Below are 22906 nucleotides of genomic sequence, written 5' to 3' on the forward strand. Positions count from 1 at the left end.
CGGCGCCCCTCAGGGCAGCGCGGTCGACCCCATCGGGGGGCAATCTCTGCCGGCGGCCTGTCTAGCAAGCAACGCAAACGCCACTGCGCCAATCCGGCGCAGTGGCGACCATTTTGACGTTGAACTCCCTCTCCGCTTTAATTCGAGAGCCGGCGTGCATCCCGCGGTCGCAGGCCGTGGGCGTTACTTTGGCTTAATACGCATCAATTTTCACGCTTTGCCCGTGAATGATGGCGTGTTGAATGTCTGCCATGCTGGCACGAAGCTTTTGCAGATCCGTATCAAGCTCCCAGATGCCCAAATTCGAGTTTCTTTCCGCGTGCGCCTCGACAAGCTGATCCGCTCGCAGACCCGTTGCGATGTCGACCGCTGGACAGTGGTAGAGACGAGCAATCTTTTCTCGCATGGTTCTTGGAAATTTCGGGATGAGCACAAACTCGAAATATTCCGGCGAGAAGTGCCCTCCGCTTCCTCCGACTGCCATCAAATCTATAAGGCCTTGCGATCTATACCAGTTAAAAATGCAACGGAAATAGATTGATTCGACGATATCTTCGTCTTCTCGGCGCAAATAAAGGCCGTGGGCATTAGTCGTGGCAAACTCGGGGGCATCAATCAGAACGATTGAGCGCCCCTTTTGAAACCCGGCCTCCCCGATGAGAACATCCCCCTTGCGCAGCAACGCCAATTTTTTCTTGGTCCCGAGCCATGCGATCCTCGACATCGTCCCCCATTCCGAGATGTTCGCGGGGATCAACAGTGTGTAGAAACCCGGCCTCTGGACATCGGAATCCAACCGAGTCCCCAAAAGTTTGATTTCCAGGCTCGGCCCCGGCGTGACCGTGAAGCCGGCGGAGCTTGGCGTCTCATACCCCTTCGTGTAATTCAATACTGGCCATATCTTTTCCTTGTAATCCGAGCTGTAAATTGCAGCATCCAGCCGCCCTAAAACTCGGATGTCGTGCGACGATGGCTCCGAATATACGAACGTCTCGGGCGATTGCTTACTCGCCATTTCTTTCTCTATGGTGTCGTCGATTTCCTGATTGCGCCGTCGAATCGCCAGTTCTTTTTCAATGATTGCGCGACTCAGCGCGCTCACGTAGCGGATAACGTTCTCCGCATCGGGCTGCGCCGGGAAGGGTATCTTGCAATTGAGCCAAAGAGTTTTTGCGTGTGCGATCGTTGCGCCGCGCGGAACCATGCTGAAAAGTTGAGTTTTGAGAATTGGATGCTTCAGAAACGCAAAAAGATAGTGGCGATCAACATCTGCTCGCGGAATCAAGCGCACGATGCCGCCGCTGATCGAATGGTTCGGCATATCTTCGGTGACGATCGAGCAGGCGCCCACGTTTGAGTCCTTCGCCAACAAGATATCACCCTTCTTAAGAACCACGTCAGGCAAAGCACGGGGGTTCAATGGGACGAAAGATCCGCCTTTCGGAGAAAGCAAACAGGTGTGGTCTTGCAGTGCTTTGGTCCGGATAAGATAGGCCGGGGAGACGCGCATGTATGATACAGATCCTGGGTCTGACCCAATCTGATAGCCATCGATGAGCTCGCTCACCAATCTGCAATTGGGATTTGGCATCTCCACCGTTTGATACATTCCAGCGGAGAATGACCAATTGTTCGCAGCCATGGCTCCTGACTGTATCGTCGCAGGAACGACCAAAAGGTCTTCGCTCATTTCCCCCCCTTTGCCGCGCCCTGCTTCTTCCCTTCGCTCACGAAAAGCTTTCCAACCATCTCCTCCTGGCCCAGCGCCCAACCCTGAAAATCGGCCACCGTCTGAGTGAACTCCTCGTCCAATACGGGGCGCCCATCGCGATCGACCATGATTTCGAAAGACTCTTCATCTATTTTGTAGATCGGATTGAAAAAAACGTTGCGCTTGCTCGTCCGACGCTCATAACCGACCTGTTTGATATCCCTCACAAACACGCTGTATCCGGCTTCATTGAGCTTTTTCAATGCCGCTTTTTTGGGTTTGTAGGCAATGATGATGCTTGTGTTGACGCCAGTCTCCGCGAACACATTGGAAGGTAGATCAAACAATGCGACGATTCGCATTTTGCTCATCAGCCAATGCCGTATTTGCGCATATTTGTTGATCGAAGCAATTGAATTCGATAACACTATCCCGAGCCGGCCGTCGTCTTTCAATATGCGATACGCGTTTTCAAGAAAGACCACCCCGAGATCAAGCGCGTCGCCTGGTTTCGCGGATGTCTTTTTCTGCTGGCCCTCCGCGTCCTCGGGTCCCGCCTTGCGCTCTCGAGCCATCCCCCAGGTTTCGTAGAGCTCGATCACCCTTTTGTCGAATTCGGTTTTTGGACGATACGCTCGGTCGTCGCCAAAAGGCGGATTGGTCAGCACAACGTCGAACTTGACCAACTCGGTTCCGTCGCTCCACTCGTCCCATTTGCCGCCTTTGTGCATGCCTGGGTCAAGTTCGACGAGCTCCGCTGCCCCGCTCCCTTCGGCGGGCAGCGCAACTTTTGAGAGAATCGAGCCTTTATCTGAGCGTTCGAACAGCTTGGCCTCTCCGTCCCCATTCAAAAGCATGTTCAAGGTCGCCAAGCTGATCATGTTCGCATCCAGGTCGACGCCGTATATATTGGCGTCGTCCAATCCCCACCCCGGCGCTTTCTCTCTTGAATGCACGAATGCTAATGACAAAAAATCGCCAATGCCACAACATGGGTCGATGACTTTGTCGGCGCTGCGTGGATTCACTAACTTTACGATGAAATCGATAACGGGAATGGGCGTCAAGAATTGAGCCGCATCGTCTCGCTTGAATGAATTGGCAAAATTATAAAAGACAAGCTGATAAAGATCACTCTTGGCTGACTTGACGAAGGAGTAGTCTTGGAACGCCTCGCATATCGCGACGGCCGCCCGAACGTGGTTGGCGTCCTTCCAGTTCAGCTCTTCTTGCTTCAATATTTTGCGATAGTCCACCGCCGCAGCGTCGCGCAATGCCTTGATCCGTTTGATGAATTCCTGGATCGGCTTCTCCGACAGTTTCGCGAAGCTTCGTTCATCGGGCGAGACATAGAAATCAAGATTGCGTTGCGGGAAATGCGCATTCCTCTTTTCATCAAAAATCTTCAGAGCGAATACTTGGATGAGTATCGAATACCCTCGTTGATTGACAAGGCCGCCGCGGTCTAAAGCCCGAAGAACTTCGGAGAATGCCAACTGGATCTGCGCTGAGGCGATGGAAGTCACCAGCGAAAGTTGAGCTAACGACCTCGCTGAGCGATCATATTCTGCGGGGCGATTAACGGTCTCTTTTAGCTCATCAAAAGAGGGCAGGTAGACGTAAGGATCGGGCAGATGCAACGAAAGATCGCCGATCGCGCTTGCGTCTCCCTTCTGATTCTTTGATTCATCGTAGCGGATGTAGCGTCCGTTCCGGCGCTGGAATATAAAAAGCCGCGAGAAATCGTAATAAATGCCGAGAACATTGGATTCGCCGGGTTCCTTTTCGCGCATGGCAGGCTTGATCTGCCCCACGAACACCTTGTCCACATCCTTGTCGTTTTTCTTGAACTCGACAATCGCGAGAAGATGATCGCTCAACCATTCAATATGTCGAGCGTCGCGGCTTTTCCAAAAGGAGCTGTAATGCTCGACCCACTCCGGGCTATCGAAGATCGCGGCATCGATTTTCAGTGGGTGCGACCCGGCGCTCCCTTTGGGGAACCTAATTTCCACTCCAATGTAGTCTTTGGAATACAGCCCGCTGAAAACCATTGAGTTGACAAACTGCCATTTGAAATACTCTTCGATGGGCTCGCCAGCCGCATTGCGTATGCGAGCCGGTTTTGCGCTCTTGCCGTCGACGGGGACGATGCATGGCGTTTGGCTCTTGCCCTCGTGGGCGCGGTCGAAATCGGCGCGTGCGTCAGCGAAAGAAGAGTATTCGTGTGAAACCATTGGCAATGTTCTCTGGAAGTGGGGCGGAGCCGTCCCGCGGGTCAGTCGTGCGATGCAAAGCAGCGAATTTTACGCGCTGCCGCTTGCGCACAGAGCACACCCAGAAATTTTTTACGCTAAATCGAGGCTGGGGGCGATCGCTCGGGCCTGATGACAGCGCGTGTCCGTGCCCCCGGCTTGCGGAACCACCGCTTCTGGAACCACTGGATATCCATGCCATCCACGAGACGGCAGGAGCATCGCGCGATCTGACTTGCGCTTATCCATTGAATCAAGCTGGGCGAAGGAGGTGCGGTATGTCGGAAATATCGGCGCACACCGACTTGGAGGAGGATGTTTCCACGGGGGATGCGGAACAACTCAGGGATTTCATCGCCGAGCTTTTAAAACACCTCTACATTCTGCCGAGCAAGCTGGCCACCCGAAGGGCATACGCGAGTCGCACAGCTCCGCCATCTCGGTAGGGCTCGCCTCATTTCGGCGGCTTCGCTCGCGCCCCCCGGCGACGATGCCTTGCGCGCGCGGGCACCTTCGGCCATGCTGCGAGAGTCAAAGGCTCTCGGAGTCCAAAGGCAAAGCGTTTCGCCCTAGAAGGCATCCCATATTGAAATGCAGCGGCCAGTGAGTTCGACCAATCGAGTTTGCTGTCTTTCGCACGATTGACCAACACGCGTTTGCGTGCCATAGGTTCGAAAGCTATGAAGCCGGCACGTGCTCGCGCACAACCAAAAAGAATGGATCGTAAAACGACTCCCTGTCCAAATGGCATGCTTGAAGCCGTTTTCGATGTCCCGGCGCATGCGCAGTTCGACGCTCTCCCGAACCAGCGTGTTCAGGTGCTCGGCGTCGACGCCCGAGTCTTCGCCAGCCCCGCAGATGAAAGCAGGCGACGAAGAACGCGATGAGAAAATCAAGCTGGTCGGCCGATTACAGCTCGGCGTCGATCGCGCCAACGGATCATGCGCCGATATTAGCCATGCCATCCCTCAACCTCCTGCGGCGCCAAGCCACCTATCAATCCCATGACGACACAAATGCTCGCCACCTTCAACCCAGGGCGGCATTTCCGACAAACGGCATTGCGGCTGCCCGCGCGATCGACTAAATAGGTTGCGCAAGTCCTGCACCAAAACGCACTCGTGCGATGGAAGAGCCTATCGCAATGGCAACCACTTCCAAGGAATCAAGCACCATGAAAAGGAGATCATCGTGCAAAAAAATGTGATCAAAAAATTTCGCTTCGATAGATACAATGCGATCGCTTTAGTTGCCTTGTGCGGAGCTGTTTTGGCCCTTATTTTGAAGCTGACACTGGGGCTGTGAAGCGCCTGCCTGCTGCCATGGGATGAAAGATATAAGTGAGAAGAAGACGGTCAGACTAGCCAAGGCGATAGCAAGACGCTTGTCTCCACCTTGCTGCTCTGGGGAACCAGCGTTTTTTGACAGGTAAGAGTTGGCGGTCAGGAAACCACTGAATCCCGTTAGAACTGAGATCACTCGCAGATAGGTCGATAAACTGTTTGCGGTCGGATGCGCGAACAATATCCCCAACAACGCGACGAATAAAAATCCTATTGCGACGTTGTTCATCCAGTTAGCCTTAGCGAAAAGCTGAACCAACGCCCGCCCCCTCCGTTTGACGAAGCGAACCGATTTCGATGAAACCGAGGAGCTTTTCACCTGATCGTCGCTCCCCTGCGGACTGCTCGGTTTCGGATTCTGCTGCGGCTGCATGTTCATGGACATCTCCAGCGACTATGCGCTCTTAGTAGACAGTTTGTATTGCCCTGGCTGTGATACTATCAGTGAGCCGTTTTCCTTCATACGAAATTCTGGCTTGCTAGCGCCAAGCGATTGATTTCGTTGGCGAATCGCCCCGGGTGGGTTGCCCTCCCTGATTCGCCACCAAGTTGTAAAGAAAGCCGCTGCTTCGAAAGAAGTAGCGGCTTTTTGTTTGGTTGCGGCTTGACGCTCACCCCTTGCCCGTGTCCCACAAGGGCTTGACGGCCATCAAACGCTCTAAACCTCGATTGGCACCCTGTGGTGCATCGAGCAACTCAGTGAATAGCCACAACCTATTTTCGTTCACGCTGAAAAAAACCTGATCCGCCACCCTGGCTTTCGCGCGTTCGCGCGCAACTTCGGGCACTAAGTCCGTGCGATTCTTGCCCATCGGATTTGCTGCATGGTCGAACAAGTCGCGCTGCTCCGGCAGCACACGTAAATCGATGGAAGCGTCACGCATGGGCTCTTCCTTTATATGTATGCACAACAGCTACGCATAGTAGGTTCAGGGGAACCTCTTTATTTCCTCAGAGCACCGTTCGCTGTTCGTTACGCGGCGAGGCTTATGCTCCATATTGGATCTAAGCAAGCCCGAGCCAAGTTTTAACTCTTGCCCACCAACTCATTTGCACGTCCGTCAGCGGTTGTTGATAGTCCGCGAGCGTGTAGTTCGACCGATGAGGAGTGAATGATTGTGGAGATGATGGCGACTTGGCCGCCTCGGGCGGAGGAGTTCGCTGCTGCCTATCTAGCTCACGCTGACGCTTCAGGTGTGGAACCGATTGCGTATGCTCGATAAAAGTATGTCCCGGGCCATACTCTGATATCGACACGGAATCGGCCTCTTTCGGAGCGACCGGTTTTCCGTTCTCGTCAACAGAAACAGTTTCAACTTCAACTAGAGGGATACACCACGCTGCGTGCGCGCGATCTGTTCGCTCCCCGTTCGCATCAGCACAACGGAAAATGAAGTCTTCCGGATACTTGGACGCGTCCTTAATTTCCGTGCTTTGATTCCACGAATATTTGAATGCGATCGACCCGGGGTGCGGGGCGGAAGGCTCTTGCGCACCGCGTGGAAATTGCTTTGCCATCTCTGTCGCTCCAGACGTAGAAATGCAGCCGCACGCAATGGCGGCGATACAGAGGCTAAGTGAGATGCGGCGATTGACCGTCACTGTGCGATCTTGTCGAAGTATTCGTATCGAGCACGATAGCGCTTGCGCCCGTCCGTCTCGCACGGCGTTCCTTTGCTCGACCAATACATGTTGGCAGACTCCGCAAAGTCTTCAGTCATGTTGTTTCTCGCGTATTGCGATGGTGCCTGCCCATCGCTCGTCATAGCGTCCTGCCAGTCCTGTTTCTTTGCAGGATCGCTCCACAAAGCTTCGCTCCACAGATGTCCCGTTTCATGCAGCATCGTGCTATCGACGTATCGCTGTGGAAAAGTTGACCAGCCTTTTCACGGAAAAAACGCAACACCCTGTTTAATATTGGCGGTCGCGGCTGATGAGAATGACCAATCGCCGTATTCTTCCTGCCAGAGCACATCCCGAGGGTTAGGCAAGGCATTAAGCGAAACCCTGTCCAAGTCTTTGTACTGCTGCGGCGGAACGGCTTCAAGCGCCTTCGCGATCTCTTTCTGACCGGGTATGCCGTAGCCTTGCGCCGGAGTCTGCGCGGGCACGTAAATACTGACCGGACGACCGATTACGGTAGCGTCGTACTGAGTTGCAGCACCTGCCCCACCGCCGGGAAAGTCGAAGGTAGTCTGTTTGCCAGGGCTTACCGTGACGTGGTTTACGTGCTTGTATAAGTCAGCTGGCGCGTCAATGCGAGCTTTCGAACCGTCGAGATAGGAGCAGTCTGTTTTGGGCTTTGCATCGGGTACAGGGGCTGGATAGATTCCTTCTGAATTGTCATCGTCGGCAACGCGCGCTGACGAGGCCAGAGTTGAAGCACCGCTGAAGCCTCCCGCCGCAGTCCTCGCGACCGCCGATCCTTCATCCGTGGTGAGGAAGATTCCCGGGTTCTTGCCCACGATAACCCAATTCTTTCCGCAGGGGCACAGCACGGGATCGCCGTCGAGAACAGCGTCGCGTCCTTTTTCCGATATTCCTTTGCCAGTGCCATATATCTTGAATGCGCCCTTGCAGTTACCGCAGGTCGTCTCATCGCCGCTCAGGGCGATCTTCTTCCCGTCATCGTGAAACGTCGATGAGTAAGCCATAACAAAACCGCCCGTCGTAGTCGGATCAGCATGCCGAACTGCCGCCTTACGCATGGATGGTCCCACTGTTCGTGTCGGCAATCGGCGGCAGCGTATAGGCGGGATCGAACAGGCCGGGAATTAGTTCGCCCTCTCGAACCGTGATGCCGAATCCATCCTGCAATGTTTCCGCGATCGTGTCGCCGTTGCTTAGCCGAGAACCGACCAGCGCGAACGGCTTGTCTTCCCAAGCAGCAGCGAACCCCGCGCCGTCAATAATGCAAGCCTCGCTGCCATCGGCGTATGTGACGATATCGCCCACACGGGCCAAGGCCAATACTTTGTATTCCGCCTTCGTTGATACCCGCGTGACATGTCCTCCGTCCTTAGTGCGTGAGCCTATGGTTACAAAAAGGTAGGTCGTTTCGGTGTTCTTCTGTTCAGGCATTCAAGTCTCCTAAGTGAATGGATGCAGCGACTACGCGCTACGTTTCTCAGCATAACCATCGTTCACAAAATTATTTGTCAAGAATGATCAGGAACGGGCGGCCTTCAAGCGGATGGACTGATGCGCAGTCCTTGTCGCGACAAAAAATGACCCTTTTTATGCTGATCTCTTCCGACTTTCGACCTGTGCGGCTAAGTACGTCAGAGAAGCCAGTCCTGATGGCGGCGCGCTCGCCTATTTTTGTTGCTGGCTATGTCATACGCTCTTGTTATTGAAACCCTCCAGCCGCCAAGTGCGCAGTCGCAGTAGTTCATGCGTCGCCTCGCGTGTGCGGAGCACTTCCAGTCGTGCGCTGAAGTGATGCAGGTTCGGAAACAGGTTACTCAGCGGGCCGCGCACGGCACCCGCTTATTGCGGAATTCAAATCGGCTTTTGCGCGGGTAACGCTAGGCGACAGCGCCGGTGTTGAAGGGACGATCGACGTCCGTCGCCAGGTTATTGGAAAATGAAAATTGTCTCCTGGACAAACAATCATTACCCTCCAGTCGAGCTCAGCCAATCGCCGCTCGACGTCTTTATCCCGCTTGGCGTTCGCGCCGAGTTTCGGTTGCCAAAAATCGAGCCGCGACTTGGGCAAGCGCGCTAAGCGGCAACCCTCGTGCATATGCCAAAAGCAGCCGTGGACGAATATCACCTTGCGCCTTCGCGCGAATACCAAATCGGGACACCCTGGCAGACTCTTCCCATGCAACCGATACCGGAACCCCATTCGATGAACGAGGCTGCGGACGGTGCGCTCAGGCTTGGTGTGTTTGGCTTTGATACGCGCCATTCGTTCACTACGCTCGAGGGGAGTCGAAGTGTCCATAGGTCCCATCACTTAGCGCTACTGTCCGCCACCCCACGCTGTCAGATTGTATCGTGCAGGGGTGGTGCTGTGGGTTCAAGAGCTTCGTTGACCGGGGGTACGATTGCTCGGTACAACCACCCAAGAAGCGACCCACTGCGGCGAGGGCCATGTCATGAAGTGACCGTCTAGTCTCGGTACTCGAAGCACCTATACTTGTGACTACGCTTGATCGATGCACTGGGCGAAAACGCTATTTGGTACCGTTCACGTCACAATCGAACACTGTCCGATTCAATGGCGTTGAGGTGACTAGTTCGATTCGTTGGCTTTAGTGGCAACCACTACTTGTCCTGCACTAAACGCGCCCACGGTCAACCTGTTGAAAACGCCCGCATGCGTGACATTCATCCCATGCGAAGCGCCTTCAATCGTCACTCTCCGCGCTCCTTCGATCCAACCTTCCAGCGCTCCCACCGCATCCCGAAACATCCGCGGACTCTTCTCCCCATCGATTAGCAACGCAGGGCATTGCACCCTCGCCGCTGAATGCGCGTCGTAGGCCGGCAACGGATCTCTGAACTGCAGCGCCAACGTGTTCGCGTTATCCATCGCCATCGCCTTGAACTCCTTCGGACTCCTCGCCCAAAAACCCGGCCGACTCACCGAATCCACAAAAAGCTCCAACCCCGCATCAACCTCCCCGCTACCAATCAACTCCGCCGCCTTCGCCCGCAGCGCATTAATCGGCGCCGGCAGCACCGTCCGCGCTCTCCCATCATCACCAGACCGAGCCACCGCCCCACCCGGATCAGCAAGCACCAACGATTTCACCAGCTCCGGATACCTCACGGCCAAATGAAACGCAACACACCCACCCCGCGAGTGCCCGACAACATGAACCGCCCCAACGCCCAAGAGCTCGATAAACCGCCCCAACTCATCAACATGCGCGTCCCAGCTAAACTGCCTTGATCCACCAGCCATTGCACCAAACCCCAACACCCCCGAAGGCCAATAATGCGAAAGACTCGGCGCGACACATCGATACTGCTTGGCAAGCGGCCCTAACTGCGGCTTCCAGTATCGAAAGTCACAAAGCGAGCCATGCACGAACAGCATCACCTCATGATGCTCGTGCCCGGTCTGTACAAAGGGAATTTGCAAACCATCATCAAGCGTGGCGATATCCGGTTCTGGCAGGCCAAAAAGTTGCGAGGAATCCACCCCGTCCAACAGCTTCATCCGTTGCAACTCCGATTAACGAAATACCGCGAAAAACAAAACCCCGCAGCAAAACCTCACTCCGGCGCCGTAGCCCGAACAGTAACCATATCGCCCATGCTCCTATCATCGTCATCATCGAGCGAAGAGGATGAAGAAGACTCCGAATCCAACGACCCAGCCGTCCGTAAAGAATCAAAAGGAATCGCCTCCACCGGAAACCCCTTCTTCTCCCAAGCGTCCAACCCGCCCTTCAGCGGCCGCACATTCCGAAACCCCTTCGCTTTCAACTGCCGCACGATCTGCTTCGCCGTCGCTTCATTCGGACACACGCAATACACCACGACTTCGTGTTCCTGAAACATCTCATCGACTTTCCCTGACGACTGCAAATCCAGCGGAATCGCGCCTGCAATCCGATGCGCCTCCTTCCTCCTCACCTCTTCCGGCCGGGCATCGAAAATAACGGGCGGTGCGTCAGACCGCATCATTTCATCGAGTTGTTCGGGCGAGATCCGATACTTCGCGAGCCATCGACGAAACTGCAGGCGACGCACCCACCGGTACGCCAAAAACGCGCCTGCAGCCATCCCGAGCACATCGAGCGCGGTGAGCCCATATGTCCTCACGAACATCAGCAGTTGCGCGACTTCGGCCTTCAAGATCGCGCCGCCAAGCATCCACGCCGACGCCCAAAGCGTCGCGCCCACCAGATCCCAGAACACGAAAACCCGCACATCGATCAGCGTCGTGCCCAGCAACGGCGACGACACCAATCCCAATCCCGGCACGAATTTAGAGAGCGCCAACAAAGGCACGCCGAATCGCTCGAACCAATGCCGGGCGGTACGCAAAGTGGTATCGAGGGAAAGAGAAAACCGCACGAGCGAGTTCAGAAACCGCCGGCCATACAAACGCCCGGCAGCGAACCAAAGCGAATCGGCGATGATCACCGCAATGACCGCGGCCGCCAACATATGCCAGAACGAAGCCAGCCCCGCCGCGACTAACGTGCCGGCCAGCACCAGCATGGGTGCAGCGGGAATGGGGACGCCAAGTTGGGTGGCGAGCACGCTGACGAACACGGCCCACGCGCCCCACGACGACACAACGGAAATCGGGACGTGCGGCAATTCGGGCTCCTTCGGGACGATGCGCAGCGCCGCGTGTCAGATAGAACGGACAAACCGGACAAGCCGGACAAGCCGGACAAGCCGGAGAAACCAATCAAAACAGCGCTCGGACCCGCAACTTTATCGCGAAAATGAAAATATCGCCGAACGGACCGAACGTCGATTTTCTCCGCCCTACCCCTCAATTCGCGCCCGCGTCACCCCCAGCAAACCGCCCATCGCGTCACGCGCCGCCGCCGAATTCCGCGCGACGATGGCATCGAAAACGGCCGTATGTTCCGCCATCGATGCGTTGAAAACCTCCGCCCGCCGCGCATTCAACCGCAACTGCGCCTCAAGCGTGCGCTCGATCAATGTCCCGAGCGGCACCAGCAATTCATTGCTGCACGCATTCAACACGCTCAGATGAAACCGCAGATCGGCACGAACCCATTCATCGACATTGCGAGCATCCAGCATCGCCCGGTGCGCATCGTTGAGGCGCGCCAACGCGTCGTCATCATGATTCGCAGCAGCCAACGCAGCCGCATACGGCTCGATCATCTCGCGCATTTCCTGCAGCTTGATCGCGAACTGCAGCGGCTTGGCGACGCGCGAATACCATTCGAGAACGTCGGCGTCGAGAAGATTCCAGGCCTGCCGAGGCCGCACGCGCGTGCCAATCTTCGGCCGCGATTCAATCAATCCTTTCGATGTCAGCGTGCGCAACGCCTCGCGCAACACGGTCCGGCTGACGCCAAAACGCTCCATCAGTTCGGCTTCGCGCGGCAGCGTAGACGCAGGCGGAAAATCGCCGCGCAAAATCTCGGTGCCAAGGTCGTACGCCACGCGTCCGTGCAGATCTTGCTGGATATCCTTCCCCTTTCCTAAGATTGTCGCCAAGCAATCGAAACCACGCGATTATACGGACCCTTCCCCGACAAGGGTTTCCGTCTAATAGTACTATTAATATACACACCAAACGGATTTTTGATAGCATAGAAACCCTCGTTCCCCACTCACTGTAAAAATCAGGAGACGCCAGCATGAAAATCACCAAACTCGAGACTTTTATCGTTCCGCCGCGCTGGTGCTTCCTGAAGATCACGACAGATGAAGGCATCGTCGGCTGGGGTGAACCGGTGGTCGAAGGCCGCGCGCACACGGTCGCGGCGGCAGTCGATGAGCTGTCGGACTATCTGATCGGCAAGGACCCGCTGCTGATCGAAGACCATTGGCAGGTCATGTATCGCGCGGGGTTTTATCGCGGCGGCCCGATCGGCATGAGCGCGATTGCGGGCGTCGACCAGGCGCTGTGGGACATCAAGGGCAAGCACCACGGCGTGCCCATTCACGCGCTGCTCGGCGGCCAGGTCCGCGACCGGATCAAGGTGTATTCGTGGATCGGCGGCGACCGCCCGAGCGATGTTGCGAACAACGCACGCGCCGTCGTGGACCGTGGTTTCAAGGCGGTGAAGATGAACGGTTCGGAAGAACTTCAGATCATCGATACCTTCGACAAAGTCCAGGCCGTCATCAACAACGTGGCGGCGGTGCGTGAGGCGGTGGGACCGAATATTGGCATCGGCGTGGACTTCCACGGCCGCGTGCACAAGCCGATGGCGAAGGTGCTCGCGAAGGAGCTCGACCCGTTCAAGCTGCTGTTTATCGAAGAGCCGGTGCTGTCGGAGAACGTTGAGGCGTTACGCGACATCGTGAACCAGACGAGCACGCCGATCGCGCTCGGCGAGCGTTTGTACTCGCGCTGGGACTTCAAGCACATCCTGGCCGGCGGTTATGTGGACATCATCCAGCCGGACGCGTCGCACGCGGGCGGGATCACGGAGTGCCGCAAGATTGCTTCGATGGCCGAAGCCTACGACGTCGCCCTCGCCCTCCATTGCCCGCTCGGGCCCATTGCGCTCGCGACCTGCCTGCAAATCGATGCGGTCAGCTACAACGCTTTCATCCAGGAGCAAAGCCTCGGGATTCACTACAACAAGGGCAACGACCTCCTCGATTACATCAAGAACCCGGAAGTCTTCAAATACGAGGACGGCATGGTGATGATTCCGCAAGGGCCAGGCTTGGGCATCGAGGTGAACGAGGAGAAGGTGCGCGAGATGGCGAAGGTTGGGCATCGCTGGCGCAATCCGGTGTGGCGTCACGCGGACGGCAGCGTTGCAGAGTGGTGATATGAAGAATTGCGCTGCACCGCACTATGCAGAAGCGGAAGGCATCGTAGAATAGCGTCGTTGAGGCGGGAATTCCGTCTCGGCGACGTCACCCATGTTACGTAATCGAGGTAACGGCAAGCTGAATCCGCCAACGGTTACAACATTGAAAATAGCTTCCTCTCGGCACACGAAACCCTTGTGCCGCAAGGCTTTGCATGCGGTGACGACGCCTGGCCCGCGTCTTGCATTATCTGGCGTACGTGTGTTTGTTTCGACCCAGCGCCCGGGAAGAGCGCAACGACCAAGCTAGAGAGTCCAGCATGTATTACTACACCCTTCCAGATGAATTCGTCCGCACGCAGATGGCCGTCGGCGCCTTGGTTTTGTTCGGCGTGCTGCGCGTGATCGGTGCCGTCATGGGCGCCCAGCACGGCTGGCGCATGTCGACGGTGACGCGCTGCTTTATAGGCGCGGCCGTGCTGTTTTGCTTGCCTCAACTCCTCGATGTAATGGTCTCGTCGCCCATGTCGCACCGCGCGCTCATCGAGCTTGAGGGTAAGGTGATCGGCTGCGCGCTGGCACTGTTCTGCGCACCGATCGTGAGTCACAAACTGGGCTACGAGTAAGTATCGGCAGCAGGCAGCCCGAGTCAGGTAGCTGGACTCATGTAACCCTCGGGCAGCCCGACTACCCCATCGCAGAAAAACCCGGCACGCTGTGCGACAGCACGGCGGCCGCGACAAACACCCCCACAATTAGCAACGCTTCCATCCGCATCACGCCGGTGAACGTGTGCGCATCGACGGTCGATGCAGTGCGCTGCAATCGCGGCATCACGGACCACCGGTTCATCGCGCCGAGTAGCAACGCGGTCGCAATAAGCACCCCCTTCACGACCAGCGCGTGGCCCCACCCGCTCGTTTCGAGCGCTTCCGCCGATCCGCCCAGCCCGCGCCACGCGTTATATATCCCGGTAAGAATCACCAGCGATACGGCAACCACCGCCGCCGTGGAAACCTTCCCGGAAATACGAATCAAGGACGCTCGAGCAAGCGATGTCCCCAGCGCCGGCAGCACTCGCCACGCGCTCGCGATGACCAACCCGCCCCACACGGCCGTCGCCAGCAGATGAACCGTCTGCACGCCTTCGGCGAGAGAAAACGCGCCGGCATCGGCGGCATGTCCTATCGACGCCTTGCCCGCCGCCGCCACGAGTGCGCCGATCGCGAACAGCCCGACTCGCGGTCCGCCCCTCGGATTGGCTAACGATGTAGCAACGATCAACAGCACGCTGCCGGCGAACGCGATCGTCCAGCCCACGCCGGCGTGCGTGCCCGTCACAACGGTGACGACGGCATCGAAGGCCTGAAAGAGAGGCGCTCCGCTCATCGACGCTGCCTGCAGCCAGACCAGCACAAGATCTGCCACCGCGAGCACGACCGCGCCGCCCGTGGCGAGCCGCCGCGCCTTCACCCAGCCGAGACGCGCGGGGGAAACAGGCGCAGCCGCGTTTTCCTTCGATAACCACACGCTCAGGAACGCCCCGCCGAGCGTGCAGGCAAACGCGATGTCAGCAATCGCGGCAATGAGGACTTGAGCGAACCACAGCGGATCGTCACTCATGAAGACGCCTTGACGAAGAAATTCAGGCTGAAAGCAAACAAGGAATGCATTGAAGGGTTCGAGGAAGAAACAAAAGAAACAAACAAACCGCATGGGGCCAGGAACGCGAGTCTAGCGGAACGGGCACAACGAATGCACCATGGCTCAACGGCATCCGTGCCGCACAAAACCGCCGCCCAACCCCGCAAAACGCGTCGATACTTTGTTCAATACCGTCGGCCATTAATTGTTACGCATGGTCAAAAACCCCTGTCGATCCGTCGCGCGGCAAATTGTCGCGTACACGTTGAAAGTGCGGCCCAACAGGGTGATGCTCAAATAGTCATCATCAGGCAACGATGATAGAATGCCGCGTCGCATCACGGGCTCCCAGAGCCAATGTGGCAATGGTTCACCACATATTCGCACCGGGCCGAACGAAGCTCGGCAGGTCCTCGAAATTCATGGAGTGTCGCGTGTCTTCAAGACGCATTTTTCGTCCGTTGCTCGCCCCGCTAATGGCTATGGCGCTGATCGGCTGCGCCAGCCTGGCCGGCGCAGCAGAAGCCCCGGCGCCCGCTCAAGCCGCCGCCCAGCCCATGGCGCCGGACACCATGGCAGCGCGTGTTCAGGGTTGCACGGCATGTCACGGCGTCCACGGCGAAGGCACGGACAACGACTATTTCCCGCGTCTTGCCGGCAAGCCGGCTGACTACTTGTACAACCAGTTGCAGAACTTCCGCGAAGGTCGTCGGAAGTATCCGCCAATGAACTACCTCGTCACGTATCTCTCGGACGACTACCTTCATCAGATCGCCACGTATTTCTCGCAACAACGTCCGCCGTATCCGCAACCGGCCAAGCCGACTGTGTCGGCGTCCACGTTGTCGAAAGGCCAGCAAATCGTGCTGAACGGCGACGCAGGGCGCGGGATTCCCGCCTGCGCGGCGTGCCACGGCGCGAACCTGACGGGTATGCAACCGGCTATTCCAGGTCTCGTGGGGTTGCACTCCGACTACATCAGCGCGCAGCTTGGCGCCTGGCGTGCGGGCTCGCGCCACGCAATAGCACCTGACTGCATGCAACAGATCGCCACCCGCCTGACCGACGACGACGTGACCTCTGTCGCCGCCTGGCTGTCCACGCAAACCGCACCGGCTAATCCGGTACCCGCGCCCGCAGGCTCGCGCAAAACGCCGCTCGCCTGCGGCAGCGAACCGCAATAAGGCGCGAGGAGCGAGAAGAATATGAAACGCAAGTCCCTGTTCGCACTTTCGGCTGTCGTTGTAATTACGGCCGCAGCAGCCGCTGCCGCACTCTGGTCGGGTGGCGACACCTTCCACTCGGGCGGCGCCGTCGCCGCAGTGCCCGCCGACCAGACCGAGTTGATCAAACGCGGTGAATATCTGGCGCGTGCCGGTGACTGCATTGCCTGCCACACGGTTCGCGGCGGCAAGACGTTTGCCGGCGGCCTGCCCATGCTCACGCCGTTTGGCACGCTCTACACGCCGAACATCACGCCGGACGACCAGTACGGTATTGGCAAGTGGACGTCGGAAGATTTCTACCGGTCGATCCATCTCGGTCGCTCGAAAGACGGCAGCCTGCTGTACCCGGCCATGCCGTTCACGGCTTATACCAAGGTGACACGCGCCGACTCGGACGCCATGTTCGCGTACATGCGCTCGGTGCCCCCGGTCAATGTAGCCAGCCGTCCGCACGAACTGCGCTTCCCGTTCAACCAGCGCAACATGCTGATTGGCTGGCGCGTGCTGTTCTTCAGTGAAGGTGAATTCAAGCCGGATCCCACCAAGTCGGTTGAGTGGAACCGCGGTGCATACCTGATCGAAGGGCTTGGCCATTGCAGCATGTGCCATACATCGATCAACCCGCTGGGCGGCCCGGTCAGCTCGGCAGCGTTCGGCGGCGGCTTGATCCCGCTGCAGAACTGGTACGCACCGTCGTTGACGTCGAATAAGGAAGCCGGCCTCGGCGACTGGGACATCAAGGACATCAACGCGTTGCTGAAGACGGGCGTGTCGGAACGCGGTGCCGTGTTTGGCCCGATGGCCGAAGTGGTCCACAACAGCTTGCAGTACATGACGGACGCGGACATCAACGCCATGTCGACGTTCCTGAAGTCGATCCCGCAAAAGGGCGAAGCGCCGGAAACGATGCAGTTTGAAACATCGGCGCAGTTCGGGTCGGAATTGCTGCAACAGGGCAAGAAGATCTACACGGAAAACTGCGCGAAGTGTCACGCGGAAAACGGTCTCGGCAAACCGCCGGCCTACCCGCCGCTTGCCACGAACCAGTCCATCCAGATGCAGTCAGCCGTGAACCCGATCCGCATGGTGCTCAATGGCGGTTATCCGCCGAGCACGGAAGGCAACCCGCATCCGTATGGCATGCCGCCGTTCGCGCAATCGCTGTCCGATACGGAAGTGGCTGCGGTAGTGACGTACATTCGTATGTCGTGGGGCAACCACGGTACGCCGGTGTCGCCGCAACAAGTCAGCAACCTGCGTTCGGCGCCGCTGGACTGACAACTGTTTAAAGCAGGGTTTTCCGCAGGTAGAGTAAAATGCGCTGAAAGGCGCAAGCAGGGCGCAGGCCTCGAAACCGGGGCTGCGCCCTTCGTGTTTTTTGAGCACGAATAAGCTGGAGCGTGGCCAGGCAGGCCAGGTCGACCTCAAGGGCGATAAAATGCCCGAGTCGGTTTGCCGGATTGCGCCGTTTTGCTCCGGTCTCAACATCTCTTAAAGCAGAAAGCGCGGCGTTGCAGACAGGATTGCAATAACGCGATGAGGATGGTCGATGCACATTGGTGAACGGTTCAACAGCGTTACCCATCTCGTCGGCACGGTGCTGTCGGCGGCAGGGGTTGCTACGCTCGTCACCATGGCCGCGATGGAACGCGACCCGTACAAGATCGTCAGCTTTGCGGTGTACGGCGCCATGCTGCTTGTGCTCTACACAATTTCCACGCTGTACCACTGGGTCCGCAGTCCGCGGGCCAAGGCGGTATTGCAAAAATGCGATCATTCGGCCATTTACTTGCTGATCGCGGGAAGCTACACACCGTTCACGCTCGTCACGCTGCGCGGCCCGTGGGGCTGGTCGTTATTCGGCGTAAGCTGGGGGCTCGCCGCTCTTGGCATCGTTCAGGAACTCACGCTCGGGCGTCGAACCCGCAGCGTATCGATGGTGATTTACGTGATGATGGGCTGGCTCGCGCTCGTAGCCATCCGTCCTCTCGTTTCGGCTCTACCGCCCGCCGGCACGGCGTGGCTGCTGGCCGGCGGTTTGATCTACAGCGCCGGCATTTACTTTTTCATCAACGACGAGCGCATCCGGCATGGACATGGCATCTGGCACCTGTTCGTGTTGGGCGGCAGCTTGTGTCAATTCGTCAGCATTGCACGCTACGTTGCTTAATTATGTTGCATGAGTACGTAGCATGAGCCTGCCCTGATCGGCACCCAATGCCTGACGCGAAGCGTTTTACGGCGTTTCAAATGCAACTTAACGCCAGTCAGCGTGTCTTGATAGCGCGTTGATCTTCGCGGCAACTTTCCCGGCGCTCGTAGCGTGTACTTCGAGCAAGCGCCCCGAACGTCATGCCGCCCGATTTCCTCGATCGTCGTACGCACGCACCTAGTTGTGCGAGCCGCCTTTTTTTGGGGCTTCAGGCCTTTTGGGGCTCTAAGCGAAAAGCGCCGGTCGTCATACCGAATCTGTGAACACTTATGTCTTTTGATTCCCTCGGCTTGTCCGAACCCTTGCTTCGCGCTGTCAACGAACTCGGCTACACCATCCCTACCCCCATCCAGTTGCAGGCCATTCCGGCTGTGCTGAATGGCGGTGACCTGCTCGCAGGCGCGCAAACCGGCACCGGCAAGACGGCCGGGTTCACGCTGCCTATCCTGCAGCGTTTGTCCGAAGCACCCGCGCCTTTGGCCGGTGCCAAGCGCCCGGTCCGCGCGCTGATCCTCACTCCCACCCGCGAACTCGCCGCCCAGGTGGAAGAAAGCGTGCGCGGCTACGGTAAGTATTTGAAATTGAAATCGACCGTGATGTTCGGCGGCGTGGGCATCAACCCGCAAATCGATGCGCTGCGGCGCGGCGTGGATATTGTCGTGGCAACACCGGGACGGTTGCTCGATCACATGCAGCAGAGGACCATCGATTTGTCGAAGCTCGAAATTCTCGTGCTCGACGAAGCGGACCGCATGCTCGACATGGGCTTTATCCACGACATCAAGCGCGTGCTCGCCAAGTTGCCGCCGAAGCGCCAGAACCTGCTGTTCTCGGCTACCTTCTCCGAAGAAATCAAGACGCTTGCGGACAGCCTGCTCGACCGTCCGGCGCTGATTGAAGTGGCGCGTCGGAATTCGACCGTTGAAGCTATCGCGCAGAAGATTCACCCGGTGGATCGCGACAAGAAGCGCGAGTTGCTCACGCATTTGATCCAGAAGAACAACTGGTTCCAGGTGCTGGTCTTCACGCGCACGAAGCATGGCGCGAATCGGCTCGCCGAGCAGTTGACGAAGGACGGCATCAGCGCGCTGGCCATTCACGGCAACAAGAGCCAGTCGGCACGTACGCGTGCGTTGGCCGAGTTCAAGGACAACACGCTGCAGGTACTGGTGGCGACGGATATTGCGGCGCGCGGTATCGATATCGACCAGTTGCCGCACGTCGTCAACTTCGATTTGCCGAACGTGCCCGAGGATTATGTTCACCGGATCGGCCGTACCGGGCGTGCCGGTGCGACGGGTGAGGCGCTGTCGCTGGTTTGCGTCGATGAACATCAGTTGCTGAAGGACATCGAACGCCTGATCAAGCGGCCGATTCCGCAGGAAGTCATCGCGGGTTTTGAACCGGATCTGACGCAGAAGCCTGAACCGATTCTCCGACGCGGCCAAGGCGGCGGCGGTGCAAGGCAAGGTCAAGGGTCGCCGCGTCAGGGTGCGCCGAAGCAATCGAACGGCGGCGGTCGGCCGTCGGCCAAGCCGGCTGGTAGCGGTAATGGCGGCGGCGGTAATGGCGGCAGCGGCGGAGGCTACGGTTCGCGCTCGCCAAAACCTGTCGCGGCGAAAACCGGCGGCAATGGCGCCGCGCCACGCAAACCAGAAGGCTCACGTCCGGCTGGCGGCGCGCTGCTCGGCGGCAAGCCGCGCAGTGAAGGCGGCGGCGGTGCAGGTCGACGCGATACGCCCCGCACGGGACAACGCGGGCGTTAACTAGAAAGATGGTGTGGGTGGGACGTTCGCCTGTGCCTTCTTCTGCGCTTTGAGGGAGGGTGGCGAGCGAGGCTGGCTTTAGCCGTGCGATGCTGGCGGAAAGTCAGATGCTTTTGCGGTGCACCCATCCCACATCGCACTCGAAGCGGAGCCTCGGCTCCGCTTTTCTATTTCAGGCAGCGGCGCTCGCCGCGCGCTTCAGCACATCGATTTGTTCGCGCCAGCGCCCCAGCACCGCGTCCGCCTGCCCTCGTGCAAACTCGAATCCAATGCCCTGCACAAGCCGCGCGTAAGGCACCTTCTGCCACTCTCCGCTTTCTATCGACGCAATAAAACACGTGACCGGTGAACCCTCCAACGGCGCAATTCGCGCCTGAAGCTGCACCTGGAAGAAGGCTTCATCGAAGACAAAAGTCAGCGTGGCGCAACCCGTCTTCGACACCAACCGCGCCGCCCGCGACTGCGGCCACAACGAAAAACACAACGTGCCCGGATCCGGCGCGAACAACTCACCGACGCCCAGCAGCGAGGTCCGCACGCGGCCCTCATCGGCGGCGAGCAACGACGCCGTGAAGCCCGTTTTCGTTTCGATCGACGTGCCGTCGAACAAGGTCCGCAACTCGGCAGGCCATTCGTCGAACGTGCCGTGCTCGAGACCAGACGCAGTGGAATCGGTCATGCGGATCTCCGTGAAAAGACGATGGCCCGCGAAAGCGGGCCATCGATTAAAGCGTACCGAACCGTTCCGTGCAAATGCCGGCTGGGCCTACCGGAAGAATACGTGCTGCGTGATCTTCGCGAGCGGATAGTGCACGCTAGGCTGAATCCGGGCCGGCAGATCAAGTGGCTTAAGCAGCATTTTCACGCACATGTCGGCCGACAAATTGCGCCGGACCAACGCATTCACTCGCGCCGCCAACTCCCGGTTGTGCGCGGTGTCATTTGCGCGCTCCGGGTAGCGGATGGCAAATACATGGCGTAGCGCGATCTCGGAATCCTCATTCTTGATTTCCATTACACGACGCAGCAATGCGCCGAGAACGGCAAAGCGGCCATTGCCCTCGATCTTGTTGTACTTCTTGAAGAAGCGGAAGAAGTGCTTGTAATGCCGGACTTCGTCGGTACGGATGTTGTCGGTGAGTTGCTTGAGGACCGGTTCATCTGAGCATTCGTTGATTGCCCGATACAGCGTGGCCGTCCCGGTTTCAACGACGCACCGCGCAACCATTTCCAGCGCACGCGTTTTTTCGAAGTCCTCGACTGAACACGTCAGCGAGTATTCGGCGAAAAAATTCTTGAACGCCGTGTCCCAGTCGAACTCGGGCCACACATGATGGATATACGTTTTCAACGCGCGGCCGTGCTGCATTTCTTCCGGTTCCCACTCATTGTTGAGCCAGTCGGAAACTTCGGGATCGTCGTTGAAATAAGTGCTCAAGTTGCTTGTATAAAGATCGGTCCCGCTCTCAATGAACGAAGCCGCGCAAAGCAACAAGAGAAGGTGTTCATTGGATGCCGCTTTACGCCGGTCGATCCGGGCCAGGTCGATATCTTCGATCCGCCAGGGCATCACATGGGTACTGTCAGTGTGCATAAAAATCGCGCTCCCAAAGCTGTACTGAACGCGCCGTCAGCCAAACCGGCCGAAAATCAGGCGACGCCATGAACGTGAAGTCGCGGCGTCCCTCATGTGGTTAAAGACTTGGAGTCTGCATCTTAGCTGGGTTGCAACGAAGCTGCAGACCCGAAGACAGACCGCCCGAACCACATGTCAGTTCCGGATACCGCTAAATTCAGCATAAATCGTACCGCACCGGATAGCGTTGCGATAACGCACGTCACGACTGATTCCCGCCCGCTTACAGGCACATTTCGGCAAGCCACTAAAAGACAATTCGGCGATGACGTTTTCGCCGACCAATTTTCATATTGAATCCGCATAGAACGCGATAGGGTCCCGGCCGCCAAGCCGCGTTCACACTCGACACAATCAATTTTGCCATCCTGATGAGTTGCTGCGCAGAACGTGAAGCATGCAATCCGGACGGTCAGTGCGGACATCGGGAGACGCGATAGGTACACCGGCGGATCACGCGGGAGCGGCTTCATCCCGAGCCCCTAGCGGTTGCGGTTGCAGCGTCGCGCAACGTAATGCGTGGTAACGAACTCGTCGCTCTCCATGTGCCGTCCGAGCCGTAAACTGCCCCGGCAAGACGCTCGACGGCGCGCTTGCATCCCTGATGCTCGACAGCGATATCCAAAGGCCAAGGCGGGTGATCGAGCATTGCGGGCCCGCCGGGCCTTTCCC

Annotated in this window: 21 protein-coding genes; 6 read left to right on the plus strand and 15 right to left on the minus strand. The window is 57.8% G+C overall.

All coding sequences use genetic code 11. The features are described from left to right. Nucleotides 1-193 precede the first annotated feature (193 nt). The 12 genes from BSU04_RS24635 to BSU04_RS24690 all read right to left on the minus strand — a co-directional run bounded on the left by BSU04_RS24635 (nt 194) and on the right by BSU04_RS24690 (nt 12476). The gene (locus BSU04_RS24635) at nt 194-1690 is read right to left on the minus strand and encodes a hypothetical protein (RefSeq protein WP_144021340.1); all 1497 of its coding nucleotides are present in this window, start codon (nt 1688-1690) and stop codon (nt 194-196) included. Continuing rightward, on the minus strand, nt 1687-3948 hold the full coding sequence (locus BSU04_RS24640) for an HsdM family class I SAM-dependent methyltransferase (protein ID WP_089163028.1): 2262 nt from the start codon (nt 3946-3948) through the stop codon (nt 1687-1689). The genes BSU04_RS24635 and BSU04_RS24640 overlap by 4 nt, the downstream gene beginning before the upstream one ends. Nucleotides 3949-5211: 1263 nt before the next feature. Continuing rightward, entirely contained in the window at nt 5212-5688 is a 477-nt protein-coding gene (locus BSU04_RS24650; RefSeq protein WP_089163030.1) for a hypothetical protein, read from the minus strand. A 232-nt stretch (nt 5689-5920) separates the two neighbouring features. Beyond that, nucleotides 5921-6193 carry a type II toxin-antitoxin system TacA family antitoxin gene (locus BSU04_RS24655; protein ID WP_089163031.1) on the minus strand — a complete coding sequence of 91 codons (273 nt, stop codon included), beginning with the start codon at nt 6191-6193 and terminating at the stop codon, nt 5921-5923. A 121-nt stretch (nt 6194-6314) separates the two neighbouring features. After that, nucleotides 6315-6827 (minus strand): hypothetical protein, encoded by a 513-nt coding sequence (locus BSU04_RS45670; protein WP_144021341.1) that lies wholly within the window; start codon nt 6825-6827, stop codon nt 6315-6317. Nucleotides 6828-6907: 80 nt separating this feature from the next. Further along, nucleotides 6908-7153 carry a hypothetical protein gene (locus BSU04_RS24660; protein WP_089163032.1) on the minus strand — a complete coding sequence of 82 codons (246 nt, stop codon included), beginning with the start codon at nt 7151-7153 and terminating at the stop codon, nt 6908-6910. 42 nt (nt 7154-7195) lie between these two features. Further along, nucleotides 7196-8017 carry a PAAR domain-containing protein gene (locus BSU04_RS24665; protein ID WP_089163033.1) on the minus strand — a complete coding sequence of 274 codons (822 nt, stop codon included), beginning with the start codon at nt 8015-8017 and terminating at the stop codon, nt 7196-7198. Beyond that, the gene (locus BSU04_RS46605) at nt 8010-8390 is read right to left on the minus strand and encodes a PAAR domain-containing protein (RefSeq protein ID WP_179258430.1); all 381 of its coding nucleotides are present in this window, start codon (nt 8388-8390) and stop codon (nt 8010-8012) included. The genes BSU04_RS24665 and BSU04_RS46605 overlap by 8 nt, the downstream gene beginning before the upstream one ends. A gap of 379 nt (nt 8391-8769) precedes the next feature. Then, complete coding sequence (locus tag BSU04_RS24675; protein WP_306427223.1) at nt 8770-9267, minus strand: very short patch repair endonuclease; 498 nt, start codon at nt 9265-9267, stop codon at nt 8770-8772. Nucleotides 9268-9549: 282 nt separating this feature from the next. Beyond that, nucleotides 9550-10482, minus strand: a complete 933-nt coding sequence (locus BSU04_RS24680) for an alpha/beta fold hydrolase (protein WP_089163035.1) — start codon at nt 10480-10482, stop codon at nt 9550-9552. Nucleotides 10483-10538: 56 nt separating this feature from the next. Continuing rightward, nucleotides 10539-11594, minus strand: a complete 1056-nt coding sequence (locus BSU04_RS24685; protein WP_089163036.1) for a DedA family protein/thiosulfate sulfurtransferase GlpE — start codon at nt 11592-11594, stop codon at nt 10539-10541. A 174-nt stretch (nt 11595-11768) separates the two neighbouring features. Next, nucleotides 11769-12476 carry a FadR/GntR family transcriptional regulator gene (locus BSU04_RS24690; protein ID WP_089163037.1) on the minus strand — a complete coding sequence of 236 codons (708 nt, stop codon included), beginning with the start codon at nt 12474-12476 and terminating at the stop codon, nt 11769-11771. Between the two features lie 143 nt (nt 12477-12619). Here BSU04_RS24690 and dgoD point away from each other — a divergent pair, with 143 nt between their 5' ends. Together dgoD and BSU04_RS24700 are read left to right on the plus strand one after the other, a co-directional pair. Further along, a complete protein-coding gene (dgoD, locus tag BSU04_RS24695) occupies nt 12620-13768 on the plus strand; it encodes a galactonate dehydratase (protein ID WP_031359553.1) in 1149 nt (382 codons plus the stop codon). A gap of 302 nt (nt 13769-14070) precedes the next feature. Continuing rightward, nucleotides 14071-14376, plus strand: coding sequence for a hypothetical protein (locus BSU04_RS24700; RefSeq protein ID WP_089163038.1), 306 nt, complete (start codon nt 14071-14073; stop codon nt 14374-14376). Between the two features lie 61 nt (nt 14377-14437). On the opposite strand, the gene BSU04_RS24705 is transcribed toward BSU04_RS24700, so the two are convergent. Continuing rightward, nucleotides 14438-15373: a CopD family protein gene (locus tag BSU04_RS24705; protein WP_089163039.1), complete on the minus strand. Its 936-nt coding sequence runs from the start codon at nt 15371-15373 to the stop codon at nt 14438-14440. A 443-nt stretch (nt 15374-15816) separates the two neighbouring features. Here BSU04_RS24705 and BSU04_RS24710 point away from each other — a divergent pair, with 443 nt between their 5' ends. The 4 genes from BSU04_RS24710 to BSU04_RS24725 all read left to right on the plus strand — a co-directional run bounded on the left by BSU04_RS24710 (nt 15817) and on the right by BSU04_RS24725 (nt 20598). Beyond that, the gene (locus BSU04_RS24710) at nt 15817-16578 is read left to right on the plus strand and encodes a c-type cytochrome (protein WP_089163040.1); all 762 of its coding nucleotides are present in this window, start codon (nt 15817-15819) and stop codon (nt 16576-16578) included. 21 nt (nt 16579-16599) lie between these two features. Then, on the plus strand, nt 16600-17898 hold the full coding sequence (locus BSU04_RS24715) for a c-type cytochrome (RefSeq protein ID WP_089163041.1): 1299 nt from the start codon (nt 16600-16602) through the stop codon (nt 17896-17898). A gap of 271 nt (nt 17899-18169) precedes the next feature. Beyond that, entirely contained in the window at nt 18170-18790 is a 621-nt protein-coding gene (trhA, locus tag BSU04_RS24720) for a PAQR family membrane homeostasis protein TrhA (RefSeq protein WP_089163042.1), read from the plus strand. A 311-nt stretch (nt 18791-19101) separates the two neighbouring features. Continuing rightward, nucleotides 19102-20598: a DEAD/DEAH box helicase gene (locus BSU04_RS24725; RefSeq protein ID WP_089163043.1), complete on the plus strand. Its 1497-nt coding sequence runs from the start codon at nt 19102-19104 to the stop codon at nt 20596-20598. 172 nt (nt 20599-20770) lie between these two features. On the opposite strand, the gene BSU04_RS24730 is transcribed toward BSU04_RS24725, so the two are convergent. Then, nucleotides 20771-21277, minus strand: a complete 507-nt coding sequence (locus BSU04_RS24730) for a hypothetical protein (protein WP_089163044.1) — start codon at nt 21275-21277, stop codon at nt 20771-20773. Nucleotides 21278-21364: 87 nt separating this feature from the next. Continuing rightward, the gene (locus tag BSU04_RS24735) at nt 21365-22192 is read right to left on the minus strand and encodes a ferritin-like domain-containing protein (protein WP_089163045.1); all 828 of its coding nucleotides are present in this window, start codon (nt 22190-22192) and stop codon (nt 21365-21367) included. Nucleotides 22193-22906 lie beyond the last annotated feature (714 nt).

Source organism: Caballeronia sordidicola (assembly GCF_002220365.1).
GTDB classification, from domain to species: Bacteria; Pseudomonadota; Gammaproteobacteria; order Burkholderiales; family Burkholderiaceae; genus Caballeronia; species Caballeronia sordidicola_C.